Below are 16,087 nucleotides of genomic sequence, written 5' to 3' on the forward strand. Positions count from 1 at the left end.
CGTCAGTCGTGGAGCGGGACGCGCCACGTGATCCGGGTGCCGCCGTCCGTCGGCCGTTCGATGGCGAGTGTGCCGCCGCACAGCTCCGCCCGCGTACGCATATTGTCCAGCCCACCGACGCGCCTGGCCGGCTGATCGCCGTTATTGATCGCTGTCCCCGTTCCGCCATCGATCGCTGTCCGCGTTCCGGGAGCGGTCGTGTCACCGTCCGGGATGCCGATGCCGTTGTCCGTGACGGTGGTCAGCACCGCCTCGTCGTCGGCGTCGAAGCTCACCCCGCCCCGCTTCTCGGTGAGATAGAGGTTGCCGAACACCTCGTCGCGCACCCGCACCGGTACGCCGAGGAAGGTGCGCATCGGCGGATGATGAGGCGGAAACCCGAAGCTGCGCGGGTGGCTGCTGAGATCGGTGAGCCGCAGCGGTTCCGGATGACGGATCAGCTCGCCGAGGATTCCGCGGCCGCACGGTGACTGCCCGATCCTGGCGGCGAGTTGGTCCGACAGACCCACCGGCAGGAACTCCAGGAGCTTCTGCCCGTCCCCGACAATGCCAAGTGCTCCGTACTCCGCGTCGGTCAGCGTCACCGCTGCCTCCACGATGCCGCGCAGCACCTACGGGAGTTCCAGGCCCCGTCCCAGACTCATCACGGCATCCAGCAGACTGTGCATCCGGTCCGGCCGGCTGGGCTGCGGCCACGCGGCCGGACCGGGGCAAGAGGGTCCGGGCGAGCCGAGTGCGGGCGAGGAGGGGCCGGGGGAGGGGACTTCGAAGTGGGGGCCGGGCTCGGGAGGTGCTGTCTCTGCCACTGGGGTGCCGTTCTCTGAGGCCGTGTGCCGTGTGCCGTATGCCGGGTATCTGCTCACCGCATCACCGGGGCTGGGACCGGTCCACGGGCGGTCAGCCTACGACAGCCCAGGTGCCGAGGGCCCGGCGGTGTGTGGTCTCGAAGGCCGGCGCGGGCGGGGCCGGTCGGCTGCCGAATGCGTAGGGAAGTAGGGCCGGTCGGCTGCCGAATGCGCACGGAAGTAGGGCCGGTCGGCCCCGTGGAAGGTGCCCGTCGGTCCCTGGGGGAGCGTCGCCGCTCGCGACCAGCATGGTGCGGTCGGGAAGGTCCGGTCCGTCCCCTCGTGATCCGCCGGACCTTCCCGACCGCTCCCTGGAGCCGTCCGCGTGCGGCCGGGGCGCGTTCGGAGAACTGCCAGAGCTGGAGGACACGGTCCGGTGGACGCAATGGAATCGCAGGGCAATCAGGCCGCCCCTGCATATGGCCCCAAGCCCCCCGGCCCCGGGGCCGACCCCGCCGACGCACGGGCCGTCACCGTCGACGCGGAGGGCACCCCGGCCGGTCGCCGGCCCACTCGGGCGGGCACGACTCAGTCCGGCAGGACGCAGCCCGGCACCGATCTGCCGGGCCGTTCCTCGCGCGGCCGGATCGTCGTCTCGTGGCTCACGACGACCGACCACAAGCAGATCGGCACGCTCTATCTCGTCACCGCGTTCGTCTTCTTCCTGATCGGTGGGGCGATGGCGCTGGTGATGCGCGCCGAACTCGCGCGTCCCGGGACGCAGATAATGTCCAACGAGCAGTTCAACCAGGCATTCACGATGCATGGCTCGGTGATGCTGCTGCTGTTCGCCATGCCGCTGTTCACGGGATTCGCCAACTGGCTCATGCCGCTCCAGATAGGCGCACCCGATGTGGCCTTTCCGCGGCTGAACATGCTGGCCTACTGGTTGTTCCTCTTCGGTTCACTGATCGCCGCGGGAGGGTTTCTCACCCCTCAAGGTGCCGCCGACTTCGGCTGGTTCGCCTATGCCCCGCTTTCCGACGCCGTCCACTCGCCGGGCATCGGTGCCGATATGTGGATCATGGGCGTGGCACTGTCCGGCTTCGGTTCCATTCTCGGAGCGGTGAACTTCATCACCACCATCATCTGCATGCGTGCCCCGGGAATGACCATGTTCCGGATGTCGATCTTCACCTGGAACGTACTGCTGACCGCCCTACTCATTCTCCTGGTCTTCCCGGTCCTCGCCGCAGCACTCTTGGCGCTGGAGATGGACCGGAAGTTCGGCTCGCACATCTTCGACGCCGCCAACGGGGGTGCACTTCTGTGGCAGCACCTGTTCTGGTTCTTCGGGCACCCGGAGGTCTATGTGCTGGCTCTGCCGTTCTTCGGCATCGTCTCCGAGATCATTCCGGTCTTCTCCCGAAAGCCGATGTTCGGCTATGTCGGTCTCATTGCCGCGACGATAGCCATTGCCGGGTTGTCCGTCACCGTCTGGGCCCACCACATGTATGCCACCGGTGGTGTGCTGCTGCCCTTCTTCTCCTTCATGACCTTCCTGATCGCCGTACCGACCGGAGTGAAGTTCTTCAACTGGATCGGCACGATGTGGAAGGGATCGCTGTCTTTCGAGACGCCGATGCTATGGGCCACCGGATTTCTGATCACCTTCGTCTTCGGTGGACTGACCGGAGTCATCCTGGCCTCACCACCACTGGACTTCCACGTCACCGACTCGTACTTCGTGGTCGCCCACTTCCACTACACACTCTTCGGTACGGTCGTCTACGCGATGTTCGCCGGATTTCACTTCTGGTGGCCGAAGTTCACCGGCAAGATGCTCGACGAGCGTCTGGGGAAGATCAACTTCTGGGTGCTGACGGCCGGCTTCCACCTCACGTTCCTGGTGCAGCACTGGCTCGGTGCGGAGGGAATGCCCCGCCGATACGCGGACTATCTCGCCGCCGACGGTTTCACCGCCCTCAACACCCTGTCCACCATCGGCTCATTCCTGCTCGGGCTGTCGTTCCTCCCCTTCTTCTACAACATCTGGAAGACCGCTCAGTACGGCAAGAAGACAACCGTCGACGACCCATGGGGTTATGGCCGCTCCCTGGAATGGGCCACGTCGTGTCCTCCTCCCCGGCACAACTTCACCGCACTGCCCCGAATCCGCAGCGAGTCCCCGGCCTTCGATCTGCACCATCCGGAGATCGCCGCACTCGACCCTGCCGTACCGCACTGACCCCTGACCCCGTCCACCACCGCAAGCCCCGCCCCTGAGGAGAGTGCTGCCCGATGTCCCATGGTGTTCTGGCGCTTGGCGTCGCCGTGCTCTGCGTATCGGGCAACGTCTGGTACCTGCCCGCCTGCATCGACCTGCGTGCCGGACAGGACCGGCCGCGCTCCCGCCGGCTGGCTGCGGCCGCTGTACTGGCCGGGTGGGGATCGGCGGCCCTCACGATGCTCCTGATGCTCATGCCGGCCACCCTGCCCGCGGCCGCGCTGGTGGCGGTCGCGGGCACCACCACCACGGTGTCCCTGGCCTTCCGCGCGCGGCTGCGTCACGGCCAGGAGCAGCGTGAAGAGGAGGCCCGCTGGGCCGCGCTCTTCCGTTGATCAACGCGTTCGCGCCCTTACCCGACGGGTGGAGAAGCTCGCCGAGTCCCTCAGCGTGACCCGGCTGAGCAAGTCCCAGGTCAGGCCGCGCTGAGTAGCGTCATCGACGCCCGGCACGCTGCCCCGGAACAGACCAGGTACCACCCTGGCGCCCGGGAGACCATCAAGGGCCTGGTGCACGTCTCGCGCCGCACCCCGGACAGCCTCGGGCACATGGCCGCCTGGATCGGTCTGTAGTCACGCTCACGCCCTGACCTGCCAACGCTCACGAATCTGTGAGCGTTGAGCCCCTCCCCGCCTGTCACGGTGGTCTCGTACCTGATCACCGACAAGCCGGGGACGCCATGGCCGTGAGGGAATTACCGCCAGTCAGTGAACTGAGCGAGCAACAGCAGCGAGGCTGGTGCTGCGTATGGTGCGGGACGGGACTGTCCACCGGTACCGCGGTCAACCTGGGGGAGCGGCGGCACAAGCCGAAGGGTGCCAACCCTTACTGGTGGTTCCCCCGCGCCTGCCCCGACGTCACCGCCTGCGCTTCCCGTGAACCGGAGCGGACCCGATGAGCCGGGTTGCGGCGCCCATGCCGACTGAGACGCAGCGCACCACGTACCGGGCACTCCTCGATCACGTCGAGAGCTGCGTCCCGTGCAATGATCACCGTCCCTGCGAAACCGGTGCCTGGCTGCGTCGAACACAGCAGTCGGCAGCAGGGTGGGCGTCCTGAAGACCGAGTCGACCGACATCATCACGCACTGCTGCTGGGACATGAACCCGAAGACCAAGTTGCGCTGCAGGCGGGACCCCCGGCCAGTCAGGACAGTCATTCCGCGGCTCATCGCTTCCTCGTCGAGCGGGCGCGAGGCGCAATTCCGCACGCGCGGTGATCGCGCGGACGGCCGCCGGCTTCGCGGCTGCCAGGTCCTGCTGACGGCGGACCAGGTCCTCCTCCTGTCGGCGCAGCATCACCTCGATCGCGACTTCCGGCTGAGAGCGCGCAGATGGCCCGGCCTATCGAGTGAATTGCGAACATGGTGAGGCCGGCCGGCCGATCAAGGGATGCGCGGACAACAGTGAACCTGGCTGTCAGTGACGTGAACAGGGACGGCAAGGACGATCTCGTCGGCACCGAGGTGGAGAGCGGCAAGCTCTATCCCTACCCCGGTACCGGTAGCGGGGTAGGGCAGTCCTACGGAGATCGATTTCGGCGGCTGAAACGGCATCAGCAACACCTTCGTCAACGACTTCACGGGTGACGGTGGGGATGACCTCAGCGGTGTCGAGACGTCGATCGGGACGCTCTACCTGTACAAGGGTCATGGCGACGGCGCCATCGATGGCGGTTCCTCCCGTACGGAGATCGGTTCCGGTGGCTGGAACGGGATCTCGGACTACGACGGCGGTGACTTCACCGGTGGCGGTACGGGTGACCTGGCAGCCCCTCGAATCCCAGCCGGGCGCCACCGGAAAGCCCTACCCCTACAAGATCAACGGCACGGGCGGCCTCAACGCCCGCATCGGCACCGGCGGCTGGTGGCACGCCACCTGGCGGGTCCGAGTTCACTGCGGCTCCGCCCTGCCTCTGTGCGCTCCCACGCCCCGACCGCGCCGGCCGTGCCACATCGGCCCGACTTCTGGAAGAGAGAATGAAGAACCGTCATCTGTGCCGTTCAGCCTGTGTCTTCATGGCCGCCATCGGACTGACCGCCATGTTCCAGCACTCCGCTACCGCCTCGGCGGCGGAACGGCTCACCCACGTCGAGTACCGGGGACTCTCCATCGACGTTCCGGCCGGGTGGAGGCTGGTGGACCTGGAGACGGACCCGAACGCCTGCGTAAGACTCGATCAGCACGCCGTGTACCTGGGGCATCCGGGAGCCGAGCAGTTCTGCCCCAGCCACCTGATCGCGGCGAAGACCGATGCGATCGTGCTGGAGCCGTTCACCGGAGCTGCACCCCGAGAGGATGTGCCCACCGTGAACGTTCCGGCGGGCTCCCCCGCTCCCAGCGTCCTCCCGGCCGGCGAGTCCCGCGAAGTACGGCTGGCCTTCGTGGGCGCCGGCGTCTATGCAACCGTCAGCTACGGCTCGTCGACGGCAGCGATCGAGAAGATCCTGGGCTCCGCCACCACCAGCAGCACGGCCGAGCCACAGACAGTTCCGGCCCCCCGGGCGCCGGCTTTCGCGGCCGCCGCTTCCGCGATCCCGGGCACCGGCTACACCGGCAAAGCCTTCGATGCCTGCTCGGCACCCTCCTCGGGCGCCATGGCGGACTGGGCGTCCTCGCCCTACAGAGGGGTGGGCATCTACATGGGCGGACCGAGCCGGGCCTGCTCCCAGCCGAACCTCACCGCTTCATGGGTGGCCGAGCAGAGCGGCCGTGGCTGGCATCTGCTCCCCGTCTACGCGGGCCTCCAAGCGGGGAGTATCTCCTCCTTAAACGCGACCAGCCAGGGACGGTCGGCCGCCGACGCGGCGGTCGATCTGGCACAAGGGCTCGGATTCGTTCCCGGCACGGTGCTCTACACCGACATGGAGGCGTACTCCTCGGGGTACCGCACCAACGTCCTCAACTTTCTCTCCGGCTGGTCCGACCGTCTGCACGAACTGCGCTACCGGTCAGGCGTGTACAGCTCCTCCTCCAGTGGCATCAAGGACCTCTCCGCCGTCTACTCGTCCACGACGCTGGAGCGTCCGGACGTGGTCTGGTCCGGCAACTGGAACGGAAAAGCCGACACCGCCGACGTGAACATCCCCGCCGGGTACTGGTCCGAGCACCAGCGTGTTCACCAGTACGCGGGCAATGTCACCGAGTCGTACAGCGGGACGACGATCAACATCGACCGGAACTACGTCGACGTCGGCGCGGCTGTGACCACGGGCGACCCGGGTATGACAAATCTGACGGCCGGTGACTTCAATGGGGACGGCAGGAAGGACCTGGTGGCCGTTGAGGTGTCGACGGGCAATCTGTGGCTATACCCCGGTACGGGCAAGGGAACCCTGACCTCGCGGGTGCTGATCGGTACGGGTGGCTGGAACGGCATGGCGAATCTGGCCGTCGGTGACCTCAACTCGGACGGCAAGGACGATCTCGTCGGCACCGAGGTCGCGAGTGGAAAGCTGTACCTCTACCCCGGTACCGGTAGTGGTCCGGGACGTCGTAAGGAGATCGGTTCCGGCGGCTGGAACGGGATCAGCAACACCTTCGTCGGCGACTTCACGGGTGACGGCAGGGATGACCTCGGCGGTGTCGGGACGTCGACCGGGACGCTCTACCTCTACCGGGGCCACGGCGACGGCACGATCGCCGCAGGTTCCTCCCGGACGGAGATCGGCTCCCGTGGCTGGAACGGCATGGACAAGATCGTCAGTCCTGGTGACATGAACAGGGACCGCAGGGACGACATCGTCGCCACCGAGAAATCCACCGGGAAGCTCTACCTCTACAAGGGCCACGGCGACGGCACGATCGACGCGGGTCCCTCCCGTACGGAGATCGGTTCCGGCGGATGGAACGGGATCTCGGACTACGCCGGCGCTGACTTCACCGGTGACGGTACGGGTGACCTGGAAGCCATCAAGTCCCAGCCGGGTGCCACCGGAAAGCTCTACCTCTACCAGGGCAACGGCAAGGGTGGCCTCAACGCCCGCGTCGAAATCTCCGGCGGTTGGTGAGGGACCACCCTCTCGACAACGGCAACCAGGAGGCGGTCCCGAACCAGGCAGCGCCGGACCCGGCTATCGGTCCGGCGCTGCTGTGCACTGTGTTCCGGAGGTCTGCGCGGGCTGGTGATTCGTCCGTCGCGTCAGCCCGCCATCGGCAGGCTCTTCCGCGACGGCACCGCGCCCAGTTCGTCCACGGCCACCGCCTCCCCGCTGTCCGCGTCGACGTAGCTGACACGGACGACCGGGTCGCCGCCGGTGTCGCGGCCGGCCGTGGCGTCGAGTGCGAACACCACCGTGACCGGGCGCGCGTTCTCTCGGGCCCCGTACACACCCGAGTACTGGAGAATGCGCCAGCCGTTGTCCTCCCAGTGGTCCAGCAAGGCGGACCGGACCACCGGTGCGGCGGCCTGCCAGGCAAGGGAGTCCTCCAGGAGTTCGACACTCGCCGCGACCGGCACCTGATTCCCGGCGGCGGTGCCGAGGAGCGGGTGTCCGAAGACACGCAGTCTCGTCCGGCGCAGTGGCAGCAGCCACCACCGGTCGAGGTCGGCCGAGAGGGCGATCAGAACCGCCGCCGCCCCGGCCAGGAAGGCAAGGGAACCGGCCGGCCGCTCGGAGACCGCCGACCACCAGGTGCCCCGTGCCATCGCCACCGTGGCCCCGCCGATGAGTACGACGGCCGCCCGCGCGAACGCCCGCCAGGTGATGGGGGAGTCCTCACGTGCCGAGCAGCCGCAGGAGGACTCCGGTGCCACGGACCGGCCGTAGCCGAGGTAGGCGAGGAAGCCCGCCCCGAGGACCGCCGCGGCGGCTCCCGGCACCGGGTTCGCCGGGACCGCCAGCAGACCTGCGGCGATCAGGAGTTCACCCACTCCGGTCGCGCGCAGCACTGTCGTGGCCCGCCCACTGCTGCGCAGCATGCGGGCCAGCGCCGTCTTCGGCGCCTGCCGCGCGGTGCCCCGGCTGAACGCCTTGACTGCTCCGGTCCACCCGAGCAGGCCCGCGAGGACCAGTGGGGCGAGGCCCGTTGTCAGTGACAGCATCTCTTCCTCTCTCTGTGTCCTCGGTCCCGCATCAGTGCCCGACCGAGATGCGGACGACGTCCACGGAGTTGTCGGACGGCCGCCAGGCACCGAGCACCTGGGCGCTCTGCCCGATACGCAGCCGGGACAGGTCGGACGTCAGTGCGCGGCCCGCGTAGGAGGCGCTGGCGTCCGGGGCGACGTGACCGACCAGTTCGTGCTGCCCGTGGGCGAGGTGCAAACGGTTCTTCGCGATGCCGCGGATCTGCGTGTCCAGGTTCACGATGTTCACCCACACCGCGTCGGCGGCCACGGTGCCGTCGGGCATCGTGACGCCGCGTGCGTAGAGCCCGTCGCCGACCTCGATCACCTCGGCCGTGGTGGCGCGCACCTTCCACACGCTGGTGACGTTGGTCATCTGCACCCGGGAGTGGCCGCCCTGGGAGCCCGCCACCTCCAGGACGCTGCCGGTGATGCCCGTGATGCGGCCCTCCACGAAGGTGGACCTGGCTATCGCGGGGTCGAGCGAGGGCTCCGAGGCGAAGGCGGCCTCGGCGTCGAGGCCGCCGAGCGCGGTGGCGCCGACGATGGTCGCGCCGCCGAGGGCGGCAGTGGTGAGGAAGCGCCGACGGCGCATCCCGTCGGCCCGGTCGTGTCGTACGGTCATGTCCGTCCTCCTCACTCGTAGATGTAGACCGGCAGCTTGCCGGAGCTCAGGTTGCCGATCGCCGAGAAGGCGGCCGGGGTCAGGTCGAGGACCCGGTTGGTGCGACAGGTGCCGTTGCAGCACGTCGCCTCTCCGCACCAGTCCTTGGTGCGTGGGCCGCAGTCGGTGATCGTGATGCACACCGTCGCGCCCGAGCACTGGTGTTTCACGTTCATCACCGCACCGCAGCCGCGTCTGGGAATGTTCTCGCCACAGAGGTCGGGCCGGGTGATGTTCCAGCACGCCTGTGAGGCGTTGGGCCACGCGCCGTGGCGTGCGCTGGACCGGCAGTTGCCGCAGGCGCCGCCCCCGGCGCTGGAGCACGGGCCCCAGGCGTTGCCACAGCAGAACCAGCTGGTTTCACCGGCCCACAGGCTGGTGGATCCGCAAGCCATCGTGTTGCCTCCCCTAGGAGATGACAAGTGCATGACAAGATGCGTGTCGACCGCGCAGGCACATGTGAAGCGGGGATGCCCTCGCCGCGGTCGGGGATGGTTGTGCGAGCGAAGCAACCCAATGATGCGCGTAGACAAGCGGGTTGCATAGATGGCGTCGTTCCACACCGTCGAATGCCTCGCGCAAAGGCTCCCCCGCCCGAGTTCGCGGGTGGACCGCACAAGACCATCAGCCATGCAGGTCCTGGATGGACGGCCGTCTCCCCGGCCGGGGCCGCCTCCTCGTCCACGGTGCGCCGGGTCTGCTCGGAGTGCGGCCGTCGCAGGTCCTCGCGGCTCTCGGCGGAGTGCCGGGGCATCGGCTCCGTTCGCGCGCCGCCGTCCTTCACGCACTGCACCCATCACGGCACGGACCCTCGGGCGTGCGCAGCTGTGCCGGAGCGCGGCGGCGGCCGCGCGGCGCGCCGACGCTCAACCTCCCGGTCCTGCGCGACGACCCAGGTGGCCGGTGAACCACTCTGTGGCCAGGTCCGCCACCTTTGCGAGAGCACCAGGCTCCTCGAACAGGTGAGTTGCGCCGGGGACCACAGCGAGTCGGCTCTCGCAGCGCAGCTGTGCCTGGGCCTGGCGGTTGAGGTCCAGCACCACCTCGTCCTCGCCTCCGACGATGAACAGCGTGGGCGCGGTCACCGCCGGCAGGCGGGGCCCGGCCAGATCGGGCCTGCCGCCGCGGGAGACGACCGCCACGACCGGGGAGCCCGGCTCCGCCGCCGCCCACAACGCGGCGGCCGCGCCGGTGCTGGCGCCGAAATAGCCCACCGCGAGGCCTTGGGCCTCGGGCTGTTCGAGCAGCCAACGGGTGGTGTCGGTCAGGCGGCGGCCCAGCAGGGCGGTGTCGAAGACGTTGGCCCGGTCCAGTTCTTCCTCCGCCGTGAGGAGGTCGAACAACAGCGTGGCCAGGCCGGCCTTGTTCAGCGAGTTCGAGACGGAGCGGTTGCGCGGGCTGTGCCGGCTGCTGCCGCTGCCGTGAGCGAACACCACGAGGCCCGTGGCCCCTTCGGGGACGGCCAACTGCCCGCCGAGCCGGACCGGTCCGGCGTGCACGACGACGTCCGGATCCGCAACGGGCGGAGCGGCGGATCGTGCTGCATCCGGCGCGGCCGAGCCCAGCGGATCGCTCCCTGGCAGCCGGTCTGCCGCCCGCTCGAGGCAGGCGATGACCTCGTTGTCGGTGGTCTGCGCGAAGTCCTCGTAGAACTGCCCGATCCCGAGGAAGCCGACCGGGGTGCTCAGGCACACCAGCTCATCGGCGGCGTCCTGCATCCTGGCGGTCCAGCCTTCCGGTGCCACGGGGACGGCGAGCACCACCCGGGCCGCTCCCTGGCCGCGGGCGATCAGGCAGGCGGCCCGGGCGGTCGACCCGGTGGCGACGCCGTCGTCGACGACGACCGCAGTCCGGCCCCGGACCCCGGTACGCCGCCGGCTGCCCCGGTAGCGCCCGGCACGCCTGTCCAGCTCCGCACGCTCCCGCTCCTCCACAGCGGCCAGTTCCTCCTCGGTCGTTCGCGTCGCACGCATCACCTCCTCGTTGACGACACGCACGCCGTCCTCACCGATGGCTCCCATGCCCAGCTCCGGCTGGAAGGGCACGCCGAGCTTGCGCACCACGATGATGTCCAGCGGTGCTCCGAGGGCCTCGGCGACCTCCGCCGCCACCAGCACGCCACCACGGGGAAGCCCGAGGACGACGACGTCCTCGCCCGCGAGGTGCGTCAGCTGCCCGGCCAGTCGCCGCCCCGCGTCAGGGCGGTCAGCGAAGTGCATGGTTCAGCCTCCTCGATGCGGCAGAACCCGGCCGCGACTCCCCGCGCGGACACCCGCACCCGGGGATTCCAGGGGCGGGAAACGTGCCGCTCACGGTCGCTCCTCGTCGGCGATGCGGCACGCTCACGGCTCCTACGGGCCGTCGGAGTCACGTCGCCGGTGATGGACGCGGCCCGTCCGGGACACGTGCGTCCGTCGAGCCGGTCTCTTCGGTTCGCCACCGACTACGAGCGGTGCGGAAACGCTCTGATGTCAGCCGACCCCATCGACTGCACCGGCAGTGCCGGACGGCCGCCGTCGCTGCTCCGTCCGCAGCTCCCACGCTCGTAGCCGGCAGCCGGACTTCCTGCCGGTCCTGCCTCACGCCCCACGCTACTCGCGTTCCGCAGAGGCGCGAGCGCCGAAGGGCTTCACCGCCGGAGCCCACCGTGACCGCCGCCCCGGCGCGCCAGGGACCCATTCCTCCGCACCCCATGAATTCGGATGAACGGATGATGCGGCCGGTACCTCGGTGGGGTGCCGGCCGTCGGACGGGGCAGGTCGTCGATATCCCGTTCGCGTCGGTCCCGGACCGTCCACGCGTCGAGGGCCTGTGCCGCCCGGCGGGCGGCGTCGTCGCTGTCCGCCCGACCCCTTCACTGCGCCTTCGGACACCCACGTCGACACCGGACCACCGTGGTGCGCGGCATCAACGGCCCGCACACCGCATCCCGCCCCTGACATACGCTGCCCGGTCCCGTTCGTTGAGAGGCGCGGCGGCCACCCCGGAGGTCTACTGGGTCTGAAGGCTGCCGCCGAAACGATGGGACAACCCACCCGTGCAATCCGCCACCGCCACTGCTGCCCGGCCGAAGGAGCTCTTCGACCGTGAGGCCGAATGGGACGCGCTCGTCGCCTTCGCCCGCGATCCCCGGCCCGGGCCCGCGGTCGCCATCGTCACCGGGCCCCGTCGGCAGGGCAAGAGCTTCCTGCTCCAGCAACTGACCTCGGCGACCGGTGGCTTCTACTTCGGAGCCCAGGACGTGGCGGAGGCGGAGTCCCTCCGGCGGCTCGGCGACCAGCTCGCCCGTCACACCGGTGCCACCCGCCCGACCCGCTGGAGCTGCTGGGCGGACGCGCTCGACGCCTTCGCGACTCTCGCGAGCGAACATCCGCTGCCCGTCGTCATCGACGGCTTCCCCGAGCTCGTCCGGCAGAGCCCCGCACTGCCCTCCGCCGTGAGCAGTGTCTGCCGCCGGCTGCGCGAGGCGGGCCGGCCCAACCGGGTCAGGCTGCTGCTGTGCGGCAGCGCCATGCCGATGATGCGCCGACTGCTCGGCACTGCCTCGACCTCGGCAGACCTTCAGCTGAAGTTCCTGCCCCTGGACTTCCGGCAGGGTGCGCGGCTCTGGAGCATCGACGATCCGCGCCTCGCCCTCCAGGTCCACGCCGTCGTCGGCGCAAGCACCGCCTTCCGGTACGACCCGGCCGGCGAGGACATCCCGGCCGGCCCCGACGATTTCGACGCCTGGGTGTGCCGGACCGTCCTCAACCCCCGTCTTCCGCTGTTGTGGAAGGCCGGACACATCATCGAGCAGGAGCCCGACGGCTGGGACCGCGGCCTGTGCCACTCCACCCTGGCCGCCATCGCCGAGGGCTGCTCGACGCCCGGCGCGATTGCCGACTGGCTGGACCGCCCGGCCACCGAGGTGCCCCACATCCTCTCCGTGCTGCGTGACTGCGGCCTCGTCGAGGGCGCGTCCGATGCCTTCCGGCCGGGCGTGACCCGCTACCGCATCACCGAGCCACTGCTCGCCTTCGACCACGCCGTCATACGCCCCAACCGCATCGCGCTGGGGCAGCAGGGCCCCGCAGAGGTCTGGAAGTCGGCGCGGTCCGTCTTCGAATCCGCGGTGGTCCGGCCGCATTTCGCCCAGGTGTGCCGGGACTGGGTGACCGGGTTCGCGTCCCGGGAAACCTTCGGCCCCCGACCCGTCACCGCCTCCGCCGGGTCGCTTCCAGGGGCCAAGGGGCACCGGCCGGTCGACGTCGATGTGGTGGTCCGCGGCGAGGTCCACGGCCGTGCCGGGGTCCTGCTCTCGGTCGGCAGGGCGTGCTGGGACGAGGCAATGGACATGCACCACCTGCACGAGCAGCTCCAGATCCTGGCCGAACTCGCCGACCGCGGCGAGGACGTGAGCCGGGCTCGGCCGGCCTGCTACAGCGCGGCCGGGTTCAGCCCGCACCTGCGCGAGGCCGAGGCGCGCGGCGAGGTGGTCCTGGTGGATCCCGACCGGCTCTACCACGGAGAGTGAGAGGCAGCGTCCAGCTTTCCGCCGTGCTCTGACGGGATGTCGCCACCGGCGGCGGTCGGTCGGCACGAGCGAAGGCGCCGTTCACGGGCTCGCCGCCCCGCAGCAGTCGATGACTGTCCCTCTTCCGCGGGCGGAGCAGACGGCGGTCTGCTGCATGGCGACGTTGCCCTGGCGCGCCCGCGGTGGCCGGCCGGACCCCGCGGCACTGCTCGCAGTCGTGCGGCTGGGTTCCCGGTGCGGCGACGAACCAGGCGTGCGGGATCGCGCGGTCCACGCCGAGCCGCCGCTTGTCGCGGACCCCCACGGACCAGGGCCTCCGGGGAAGCCGCGCCCATCCCTCCCGCTCCGTGCCGGCTCATCCCTTGACGACGCCCAGCGGCACCAGGCGGGCGATCAGCCGGGCGAGTCCCGCGCCCTCGGTGACGGCGGCGACCGCGTCGACGTCCTTGTACGCCTCCGGCGCCTCCTCGGCGAGACCACGCCACGAGGAGGGGCGCACGGCGATGCCCCGGGCCTGCAGCTCGCCGCGAAGCTGCTCCCCGCGGACCATGCGCAGCGCGTGGTGGCGGCTCCAGACCCGGCCGGCGCCGTGGCAGGCGGAATGGAAGGCGTCGTTGCCGGGCAGGCCGACCATCACGTACGAGGCGGTGCCCATCGTCCCGGGGACCAGTGCCGGCTGGCCCGCCCGGACGAGGTCCTCGGGCAGGCTCGGGTCGCCGGGCGGCAGCGCCCGCGTGGCGCCCTTGCGGTGGACGCACAGTGGACGTGCCACACCGTCCACTTCGTGGGTTTCGAGCTTGGCGGTGTTGTGCGAGATGTCGTAGACCAGCTCCAGACCGACGTCCGCAGCCGTCGCGAAGGCATGGCGGGTGGCTTCGGACAGCAGCTGGCGGTTGGCCCGGCCGTAGTTGGCGGCCGCCGCCATCGCCCCCAGGTAGGCGCGGCCCCGCGGCGAGTCGACCGGCGTGCAGGCCAGCTGCCGATCCGGGACCTGGATGCGGTACCGGTGCAGTTCCTGGTCCATCACGCGAACGTGGTCGGTGCACACCTGGTGTCCCAGGCCGCGCGAGCCGCAGTGGATCATGACGCACACCTGGCCCACCCGCAGCCCGAAGGCCGCTGCGGTGGCCCGGTCGTAGACCTGGTCGACCGCTTGGACCTCCAGGAAGTGGTTGCCCGAGCCGAGGCTTCCCACCTGGTGCAGGCCGCGCTCGACGGCGCGCTTGCTCACCTGCCCCGGGGCCGCGCCGTCCAGGACGCCGTAGTCCTCGCAGCGCGCGAGGTCGCGTGGCACACCGTGGCCGCGCTCGACCGCGTAGCGAGCGCCGCCGACCAGCAGCTCGTCCATCTCCCCGGCTCCCGACAGTTTCCACAGGCCGCCGCGCCCCATGCCGCGGGGGATGGTGCTGTCGAGGATGTCCATCAGCCGCCGCATCCGGTCGTGGCCGAGCGCCTCGCGGTCGATGCCGGCGGCCAGCAGCCGTACGCCGCAGGAGATGTCGAACCCGACGCCGCCGGGCGAGATGACCCCGCCGTGGGAGATGTCGGTGGCGGCAACCCCGCCGATCGGGAAGCCGTAGCCCCAGTGGATGTCGGGCATGGCGAAGGAGGCGCGGACGATGCCGGGCAGCGTCGCCACGTTCGCCACCTGCTCCAGCGCCTTGTCCCCCGCCGCCTGCGGCAGCAGCGCCCGCGAGGCGAACACCACCCCGGGTACGCGCATCGGCTCGCGCTGTTCGATCCGGAAGCGGTACTGGTTCTTCTCCACCAGTGTGATCTCCACGTCCCTCACCTCCAGTCGACCGTCAGCCGGCCGGTCCGATCGGCGACGGTGGTGCCGAACTCGGCGCAGGCGGTGGTGAACCGCTCGCGGATCCACTCCCGGTCCTCGCCGAGCGCCAAGCGGGTGTGGCAGTAGTCCAGGGCCAGCGGCACCGCCTCCACCTGCGCGGGAACCAGGTGTGCGGCATCCGGGCCGTCCAGGGTCACCAGGAAGAGGAGCCCGAGGTCGTTGCGCAGGACCGGGTCGACGGCGTAGTCGTCGACGAAGTCACCCAGGTCGTAGAGGATCCGGTCGGCGATCCCGTGGAAGACATGGGCGGAGTGCCCGGCGACCAGCGTCGCTCCCGCCGCCAGCAGCTCCGGGGCCGCGGCCGACACGCGGCGCGGCGGCCGGGAGGTCATGTTGGGACCCCAGTGCGGAGTCACCAGCACGACATCCGCCGCCGCAGCGGCCCGGGCCACCGACTCCGTCAGCCAGCCGGGCACGCCCGCATGGAGATCGGCCCAGGCGACACCGGGACTGTCCTCCCCGGCCGCGTACTCCTCCGGGTGGTCCGTGACGCCCACCACCGCCAGCCGCACTCCGCCCGCCTCCAGCACCGCGAACTCCCGGGCCGCGCCTGCGTTCGCCCCGGCACCGACCGCGTGGACGCCCGCCCCGGCCAGCAGGGTGCGGGTGTCGGCCATGGCGTCGAACCCGTAGTCCAGAGCATGGTTGTTGGCGAGCGTCACACAGTTCACCCCCAGTTCGGCCAGCACCTTCGCGGCGGCGGAGGGAGCGCGGAAGAAGAAGGCCTTTCGCGGGTCGGGCCAGCGGTGCCCGCGGTCGGAGACACAGCACTCCAGGTTGAGCACGAACAGGTCCGCTTCCGCGATCGCCTCCCTGACCCCTGCGGAGACCAGCGTCTGCGGCACCGGCGAGCGGCGCAGCCCCTCGGCGACGCCGCGCCCGAGCATGGTGTCGCCGGCCAGTGCCATCGTGAGCGCCATGA

At 70.1% G+C, this 16,087-nt stretch carries 11 protein-coding genes and 2 pseudogenes; 5 read left to right on the plus strand and 8 right to left on the minus strand.

From position 1 onward, the window contains the following. Positions 1–2: 2 nt before the first annotated feature. Both ACWD6R_RS06415 and ACWD6R_RS06420 read right to left on the minus strand, forming a co-directional pair. Entirely contained in the window at positions 3–248 is a 246-nt protein-coding gene (locus tag ACWD6R_RS06415) for an ATP-binding protein (protein WP_451817721.1), read from the minus strand. Continuing rightward, positions 231–611: pseudogene (locus ACWD6R_RS06420) on the minus strand (GAF domain-containing protein); the annotation flags it as partial. The pseudogene ACWD6R_RS06420 and the gene ACWD6R_RS06415, both read right to left, overlap by 18 nt. A gap of 610 nt (positions 612–1,221) precedes the next feature. On the opposite strand from ACWD6R_RS06420, the gene ctaD reads away from it, so the two are divergent. The 4 genes and pseudogenes from ctaD (at position 1,222) to ACWD6R_RS06440 (ending at position 7,081) form a co-directional block, all read left to right on the plus strand. After that, the gene (gene ctaD, locus ACWD6R_RS06425) at positions 1,222–3,033 is read left to right on the plus strand and encodes an aa3-type cytochrome oxidase subunit I (protein ID WP_451817676.1); all 1,812 of its coding nucleotides are present in this window, start codon (positions 1,222–1,224) and stop codon (positions 3,031–3,033) included. A 53-nt stretch (positions 3,034–3,086) separates the two neighbouring features. Next, positions 3,087–3,407, plus strand: a complete 321-nt coding sequence (locus tag ACWD6R_RS06430; RefSeq protein ID WP_451817677.1) for a hypothetical protein — start codon at positions 3,087–3,089, stop codon at positions 3,405–3,407. 81 nt (positions 3,408–3,488) lie between these two features. Further along, a pseudogene (locus tag ACWD6R_RS06435) lies at positions 3,489–3,644 on the plus strand (transcriptional regulator); the annotation flags it as partial. Positions 3,645–5,089: 1,445 nt separating this feature from the next. Next, positions 5,090–7,081 carry a glycoside hydrolase domain-containing protein gene (locus tag ACWD6R_RS06440; RefSeq protein WP_451817678.1) on the plus strand — a complete coding sequence of 664 codons (1,992 nt, stop codon included), beginning with the start codon at positions 5,090–5,092 and terminating at the stop codon, positions 7,079–7,081. Positions 7,082–7,212: 131 nt separating this feature from the next. Here ACWD6R_RS06440 and ACWD6R_RS06445 read toward each other — a convergent pair whose 3' ends face one another. The 4 genes from ACWD6R_RS06445 to ACWD6R_RS06460 form a co-directional block, all read right to left on the minus strand. Then, positions 7,213–8,115, minus strand: coding sequence for a MauE/DoxX family redox-associated membrane protein (locus ACWD6R_RS06445; RefSeq protein ID WP_451817679.1), 903 nt, complete (start codon positions 8,113–8,115; stop codon positions 7,213–7,215). Positions 8,116–8,146: 31 nt separating this feature from the next. Further along, entirely contained in the window at positions 8,147–8,761 is a 615-nt protein-coding gene (locus ACWD6R_RS06450; RefSeq protein ID WP_451817680.1) for a cell wall protein, read from the minus strand. 11 nt (positions 8,762–8,772) lie between these two features. Further along, positions 8,773–8,976: an RlpA-like double-psi beta-barrel domain-containing protein gene (locus ACWD6R_RS06455; protein WP_326603381.1), complete on the minus strand. Its 204-nt coding sequence runs from the start codon at positions 8,974–8,976 to the stop codon at positions 8,773–8,775. Positions 8,977–9,666: 690 nt separating this feature from the next. Beyond that, entirely contained in the window at positions 9,667–11,019 is a 1,353-nt protein-coding gene (locus ACWD6R_RS06460; protein ID WP_451817681.1) for a phosphoribosyltransferase family protein, read from the minus strand. 818 nt (positions 11,020–11,837) lie between these two features. On the opposite strand from ACWD6R_RS06460, the gene ACWD6R_RS06465 reads away from it, so the two are divergent. Further along, positions 11,838–13,313 (plus strand): AAA family ATPase, encoded by a 1,476-nt coding sequence (locus tag ACWD6R_RS06465; RefSeq protein ID WP_451817682.1) that lies wholly within the window; start codon positions 11,838–11,840, stop codon positions 13,311–13,313. 355 nt (positions 13,314–13,668) lie between these two features. Here the strand turns inward: ACWD6R_RS06465 and ACWD6R_RS06470 are convergent, their stop codons facing one another. Continuing rightward, complete coding sequence (locus tag ACWD6R_RS06470; protein ID WP_451817683.1) at positions 13,669–15,096, minus strand: RtcB family protein; 1,428 nt, start codon at positions 15,094–15,096, stop codon at positions 13,669–13,671. Positions 15,097–15,101: 5 nt separating this feature from the next. Beyond that, a complete protein-coding gene (locus ACWD6R_RS06475; protein WP_451817684.1) occupies positions 15,102–16,085 on the minus strand; it encodes a CapA family protein in 984 nt (327 codons plus the stop codon). Positions 16,086–16,087: the final 2 nt, after the last annotated feature.

Source organism: Streptomyces sp. NPDC005151 (genome assembly GCF_053599875.1).